5 protein-coding genes are annotated in these 6,240 nt (G+C 66.7%); 3 read left to right on the top strand and 2 right to left on the bottom strand.

Annotated features, from left to right (window positions below; translation table 11 throughout):
* The first annotated feature begins 902 nt into the window (after positions 1-902).
* The 3 genes from ACFWAY_RS26000 (at position 903) to ACFWAY_RS25990 (ending at position 4,497) form a co-directional block, all read left to right on the top strand.
* Positions 903-2,168: a PucR family transcriptional regulator gene (locus ACFWAY_RS26000; protein ID WP_378512662.1), complete on the top strand. Its 1,266-nt coding sequence runs from the start codon at positions 903-905 to the stop codon at positions 2,166-2,168.
* A gap of 232 nt (positions 2,169-2,400) precedes the next feature.
* The gene (locus tag ACFWAY_RS25995; protein WP_378455506.1) at positions 2,401-3,309 is read left to right on the top strand and encodes a hypothetical protein; all 909 of its coding nucleotides are present in this window, start codon (positions 2,401-2,403) and stop codon (positions 3,307-3,309) included.
* A gap of 75 nt (positions 3,310-3,384) precedes the next feature.
* Complete coding sequence (locus ACFWAY_RS25990) at positions 3,385-4,497, top strand: phosphotransferase family protein (RefSeq protein WP_378455505.1); 1,113 nt, start codon at positions 3,385-3,387, stop codon at positions 4,495-4,497.
* Between the two features lie 398 nt (positions 4,498-4,895).
* On the opposite strand, the gene ACFWAY_RS25985 is transcribed toward ACFWAY_RS25990, so the two are convergent.
* Together ACFWAY_RS25985 and ACFWAY_RS25980 are read right to left on the bottom strand one after the other, a co-directional pair.
* Positions 4,896-5,138 carry a hypothetical protein gene (locus ACFWAY_RS25985; protein ID WP_378455504.1) on the bottom strand — a complete coding sequence of 81 codons (243 nt, stop codon included), beginning with the start codon at positions 5,136-5,138 and terminating at the stop codon, positions 4,896-4,898.
* A gap of 104 nt (positions 5,139-5,242) precedes the next feature.
* Entirely contained in the window at positions 5,243-6,181 is a 939-nt protein-coding gene (locus ACFWAY_RS25980) for a hypothetical protein (RefSeq protein ID WP_378455503.1), read from the bottom strand.
* Positions 6,182-6,240 lie beyond the last annotated feature (59 nt).

Here is a 6,240-nt window from a genome sequence, read left to right as displayed (position 1 = left end):
AGCACCCGCACCACCGCAACGCGCCCTGCGTAGACCGCAGACCGCTCGTCCTCTCGGGCGACTCCGTGCCCTCGCCATAAATAAACGGTATTGGGGCTAGCTCCTGTAATCGGGAATCGTGCGGGTGTCGGGGCGCATGCCGTCGGGCGGGAGATCGGCCACGAGAGGGTCCCGCCGCGCGTCGGTTCGCAAACCACGCCGACTGGATGGGTCATTCGAACCCCGATCTAGATTATCGATAATCTTCGTGTCGGGCTAGCGTTGGCTCGCTCACAATCCCGCGCTCGCGCCACGCGGTCGTGGTGCGCAGAGTGCCGCCCTTCCTCGTCGGCGACCAGCGGGCAGGTCCGAGCGCCCTGGCAGTGCGCTACCGGCGCCACGATCCAGGGGGTGCGCCATGAAGTTCCCGGCCTCGCCGAACTCAGCGAGGACGAGTAACTCCCACCGCGCCGTTTTCGGCAGTCACCCCGCACAAATCATGAGTGACACGGGGACGGTCCCGACAGTGTCGAATCTGTGCAGGACTGGTCCCCGATGGGCTGGCCGGGTAAAGCGGGCCCGACCGTTCCGTTCCGGATCTGCTCGACCGAGAAACACGCAGACCCCCTTCGCTCTCCACCTTCCTTGCAGTGTCAACGTCGAGTTCTACCGCCCCGCGATGGAAATCACCCGCAGAGCCCTCTTGTCAGAGGGTTAACGTGGACTTAATATTGGACCAAACGGCAAGCGGTGAGGCCTCCAGTCCTCGTTCGTGACTGCAACGGCCCGCACGGGCCCTATCTCGTGAGCAGCACTTCTGATATCCAACGAGTCGTCAGTCGGTTATACCCTGCTAAACGACGCAGGTCAGCGTGCAGCCGACTCCTGAAACCGACACCCGTGCCGCCCGAGAGGAAGTCCACATGCAGTCGGAAGCCATGCCGGATGTGGTCAACACGGCAGAGCTCGCGGTCGCGGCGGCGGGCACCGAGGTCCAACGGTTGGCACGGGCGCTGTTGAGGCACACCACCGAGATCGCCGCCGACGTGACGAAAACCGTGGTCGAGGCGGTGCCCGAGGTGGCCCCCCTCGATATTCCTGATTCCCTCGCAGCTTTGGGGGAGAGCACCGAGCACAATATTGGAGCGATTCTCTCGATGTTCGCATTCGACGCGGTGCCGACCGCGATCGAGCCGCCGGCGGCGACTCTTCGGACCCTCCATGGCACGATCTCGGCAGGAGGTGACCTGGCTACGGTGTTGCGAGCCTTTCGTGCCGGGCACGCCGCGGTCTGGGAGCGTTGGTCCACGTACGTTCAGCGGGAGACCGAGTCTGCGCTGGTCCCGAGTGTTCTCGGATACTCGTCGAAGCGGCTCTTCGCCTATATCGACGGTGCCTGTGAACAACTCGTGACTCGGCACCGGGGGCTCTACCCGAACCGCGGTGATCAGCAGGCAGGACCGCGGACGCGTCAGGCCGCGTTGGCTGCCCTTCTAGATGGCTCGGCGGCCGACGAGCGTGCTGCCGCCGACGAGCTCGCGTACGACGTCCACGGCTACCATGTGGCGCTCGTACTTGCTCCGGCCGCGGCGTCAGCGAACGTTCGGGAGGCGCTCGGTGACCTGGTCGCCGCAGCCAGTCCGGTCCGCGCGTTCACGCACACGGGCGGGGACGGTCGGTGGTTCGTGTGGCTCGGGTGGGATGTGTCGCCGACGCCCCAGGTGCTGCGCGCTGTAGCCACCGCCGCTACCGACGGCGTTGTCGTCGGGATGGGGGCCGCTGCTTCAGGAATTCAGGGGTTCCGGCGATCTCATGCGCAGGCGTTGGAGACCCTCCGGACGGTGCAGCTGCGTCCCACGGCTCTGACGGGGGTTACACAGCACTGCGAGGTCGAGTTGGCCGCCGTCCTCGTCGCCGGAAACGCGGATCGGTCGCGTCGCTACGCCGCCGAGCACCTCGGGCTCCTCGGCGCGCGCGACGAGTCGACCGCCAGGCTCCGCGAGACGCTTCGCGTGTTCTTTGCGACCGGAGGTAGCCAGAAGCAGACGGCCGCACGGCTGTCCGTGCACGCCAAGACCGTCGCCTATCGGCTCGCGCGAACCGAGGAACTGCTCGGTCACTCGGTTGATCGGCATCGCACCGAGGTCGAGGTGGCGCTGCTGATTGACCACGCGCTGGCTGGCGCATAGGGACAAAGATCGTTATCTCGTTGAGAGTAAGGCGCGGGTCCGTGCACGCTTAAGCGAGCCGGCACGCCACTGCGGCACCAACGTGCGAGCGGTCGCTTAGCTCGGCGAGCGATTGTCGGACGGCGGAGTGCGTGTGAAGGATGGAGTGGGCCCCGTCACACGGACGAGGCCCGACCGGTAAGGCGCTCCCGCCGTCGCCGACGACACTATCCCGAACCAACCGAGGAGACTCATGGCGTCCACCGTCACGTCGACCGAGCACTTCGCCCGCCACACCCTCCGGCCGGAGGATGTGGCGCGAGAATCGTTCCTCTACAACGTCAAACTGCCCGATCAAGGACTGGCCGGCCTCGTCTACACCTGGGTCGACGCGCGGAGCGTCGCGGGCTGTGCCGCGTGGATCTACGGCGGAAACCCCGATGGATCGGCCATCTTCGAGATTGCCGACGGCATCCCGGTCCCAGCCGACCAGGGGTTCGACGCGTGGACGGTCGGTCCGCTGTCCGCCTCGATGCAGCCCAGCAATGAGGGGTCGACGGTCAGCTTCGCGGGCGATCGGATCGACGTCGAGATCGAATTCCATCCGATGCACGAGCGGTACCTCTACTCCGAGGCCCCGAGCGGATGCCCGTCGTACTTTGCCGACGACCGTATGGAGCAGAGCGGTCGGGTATTCGGCCGGCTTCGCATCGACGGTCGGTCGATCCCGTTCGACGCACTCGGCCACCACGACCATTCCTGGGGAACGCGGGACTGGGGCGCCGTGCAGCACTACAAGTGGCTCGAAAGCCAAGCCGAGGACACGGCGGTCCACGTCTTCGATCTTCAGGCCTACGGCGAGAGGCACCTCGCCGGCTACGTGTACCGCGACGGCGTCCGGTCCGAAGTCCACTCCGCGGACTGGGAGGTCACCTACGACGAACGATGGGTCCAGCAAACGGTGGAGCTGCGCGTCGTCGACGAGACGGGTCGCAAGACGACGGTGACCGGCCAGACGTTCTCTGACATCGCGTTCCCCGTAGATCCGAACGCGACTCTTGTCGAAGCGATGGTCCGAGGGGAGATCGGCGGTCGACCGGGCACCGCCTACCTCGACTTCCTCTGGCCGCCGGACTACATCGCGCACATCACCGCCAAGTAATCCGGGGCGTCGTGTCGACGCCCTGACCCTGACCCCCAGCGCCGCTGTCCGCGGCACGAACCAAAGGACCACACCATGGCTGTGCTCAACCACTTGGATGAAACCGCGACCAGGACCACCCTGACGCATTGGTTGTCGAAAAAGCTCGACGGCGCGTCGAACATCGAGATCCCGACGATCTCGATCCCAGCCTCGGCCGGAATGTCGATGACCACCATCTTGTTCTCGGTCAGCTACGACGCGGAGGGGAGCCGCCGCGAGCTCGATCTTGTGGCCCGAGTCACGCCCGCCACCCCCGGGATCTTCCGGGAGCCCGACCTGGCGGCAGAATTCGCGCTACTCACGGCAGTTGCCGAGCACACCGCGGTCCCGGTGCCCCGTGTTCGCTGGCTCGAAGACGATCCGGCGCTGCTGGGTGGCCCGTTCCTTGTGATGGACCGCGTCGATGGTCGGGTCCCGGGGGACGATCCGCCATTCGTTTCCGAGGGCTGGGTTGTGGATCTCCCGCCTGCTGACCGAGGACGCCTCTTCGACAACGCGCTGGGCGCACTGGCTGAACTCCACGACGCCGACCCAAAGGTGCTCGGGGTCGAGTTCTTGCACAACAGCGAGCTCCGCGAGCCCGGGATCGCGCACCAGCTCGCCGAGTGGCGCCAGTTCTACGACTGGACGGCAGAGTCCGGGCGGATCGCCAACATCGAGGCGGCATACGAATGGCTCGAGGAGCACCGTCCCCACGACGATGAGCTGGTGCTTTGTTGGGGCGACGCCCGGCTGGGGAACATCATCTTCGGCGCTGACCAGTCCGTAGCTGCGGTCCTCGATTGGGAAATGGCGACCATTGCCAGCCCTCAGCTGGACCTCGGGTGGTTCGTTCTTTTCGTGCGGTACTACTCGGAAGGCATCGGAGTTCCGCTGCTGAAAGGGCTTCCGGCCCGCGACGCCGTGATCGCGCGGTATCGCGAGCTCACGGGCCGCAGTGCGGCAGATGTCGACTACTACGAACGATTCGCCGCCTACCGCCTCGCGATCATCATGGCTCGGATCGGCCGTCTGATGATTTCGGGCGGAGCCCTGCCCGAAGACAGCGCGATGCCGGCGAACAACCCTGCCAGCCAGGTCCTGGCGCGTTTGTTCGACCTTCCATCCCCCGAAGGTGCGGAGGCTAACTACATCGGCCACCGCTGAGCGGGCGCCACACGTGGACCAGCAGTTCGGTGCCCGTCGCCGGTGACGCTGCCGCAGACGCTGCAGGCGATGTCGAATGCTGGCTGTCCGGGTTCGCAATGACGGCAGTGGTGTCGACCGATCAGCGTTCCGCGGTGGACAGGGTCCGGATTGGAGCCAAATCACGGTAGGTCAGCGCGGTGGTGCGCCGGGACGGTGCCGCGCGCCGGTAGTGCCCTGCAGGCTCGCGGCCCGGAAGGCTGGTGGTGTGCACATGGCTAAAACTGATTCCACCAGTACTCGGAGCGGTGCGCCACACCTGCGTGGCGGCGCCGGTTCTCCAGATCCGATGACGACGACGCGGTGGCGCGCGGGCGGGGACTGGGGGGCTTTCCGCGAACCGCACGCGTCGGAACAATTCACTCGAACGGGAAGATCGACTCGTGCCGTCGACGTTCGAGGTCCCTGACAGGCGTCACGGCGGGCGAGGCCCGTGGCGGCGCGACCGGTGGCGGTTTCAGGAGTGTCCTGGAGGGACGACGACCTGCGACAACCTCGAGTAGGGCGACAGCGCCGATCGCGGCGGCAAGCGCCACGGTGAGCGCCCAGCGCTGCAGATCCGGCTGCGGCGATGCCGCGATGGCCGCGTGGAGCAAGGTCACGAACAGCGCACCGGCGGCCGCGACCGCTACGAGCGTGGACCGTCGGTCTCGGGCGGAGGCGACAGCGTGGGGCAGGAGACTGCTTTCGGCACTGTCACAGAGCTTTACCGAGATCGGTATGCAGGACGGCGATCTCGTCGGCGGTGGCGCAGGAGCGACAGTACGCGGCGGTGGTCCGCCGAGTGCTGGGCGCGGAGGGCGACCCAGCCGATGAGGCCGTAGAGCATCTCACGGGTGCCCCGACCGAGATAGCCGGGACCGGTAGCGGTGGCGCCGACGTCGACGACGAGGGCCCGGGCGTCCTCGCGAATCGCGATCCCCGACCCAAGACGGGACGACTTGTCGATCAGCGGGACCCGGTGCCAGCGCAATAGTCCACGACAGGAGCGGGACGCGGCCCCCGCGCAGGGTGTGATGCCCGGTTCATCGACCAGTCGCCGTACCGTATCGACCACGTCGGTGTGGACCTCGATGACCAGGCCCTCGAGGGTTTCCCGATCGGTCCGGTGGCGGCCGCGAATTGTCAGGCTGCGCAGCGGCCGGTAGACCCGGGAGCTGGGTAGTCGGGTGTTTAGTCGCGGGAAGACGTCGATCGGGCTCGCCTCGGCCGTCAGGCCGAAGGGGCGAAGAAGTGCTTCGATGGCGGCCCAGAATTCTCGGCTACCGCCGTCGCGGAGCGGGGCATTGTGTCGGTCGATCAGGCTGCCGGAGCGGTCGGGGGTGAGTTCCTCGCAGGCCAGCACCAGTCCGTTGCCGGGTACTTCCCACAGTGACAGGCACGTGGCCGGGGGGCCGACGTACGGGCGTTGCGGGCCGTCGGGTGCGCGCTGTCTATCGAGTGCGAGGCCGAACGCTATCGGGGGACTGCTCCGATCGACGATGTGTCGGAACGCCAGCAACTGTGCGTGGGGCCCATCGTCTCCCGTTTCAGTGGGGGCGCTGATACAAGCCGGTAAAAACGGCTCGACCTCGTCGACCGCGGGTACCGGGACCGGGTCAGCGCTTTCGATGATATCCCACGGCAGCAGGATGACCCGCAACATTGCCCGGCGTCTCCTCGGCGACAGTGAAGTCGGGTCCGGCCGACGGGTGACGAGTCCAG

The sequence above is a fragment of the Rhodococcus sp. NPDC059968 genome (assembly GCF_042738615.1).
Classification (GTDB): Bacteria; Actinomycetota; Actinomycetes; order Mycobacteriales; family Mycobacteriaceae; genus Rhodococcus_F.
This window is presented reverse-complemented; position numbering and strand designations above follow the sequence as displayed.

Coding starts and splice junctions, on each gene's coding strand:
- ACFWAY_RS26000 (WP_378512662.1), top strand. CDS start 903: ATGCAGTCGGAAGCCATGCCGGATGTGGTCAACACGGCAGAGCTCGCG.
- ACFWAY_RS25995 (WP_378455506.1), top strand. CDS start 2,401: ATGGCGTCCACCGTCACGTCGACCGAGCACTTCGCCCGCCACACCCTC.
- ACFWAY_RS25990 (WP_378455505.1), top strand. CDS start 3,385: ATGGCTGTGCTCAACCACTTGGATGAAACCGCGACCAGGACCACCCTG.
- ACFWAY_RS25980 (WP_378455503.1), bottom strand. CDS start 6,181: ATGTTGCGGGTCATCCTGCTGCCGTGGGATATCATCGAAAGCGCTGAC.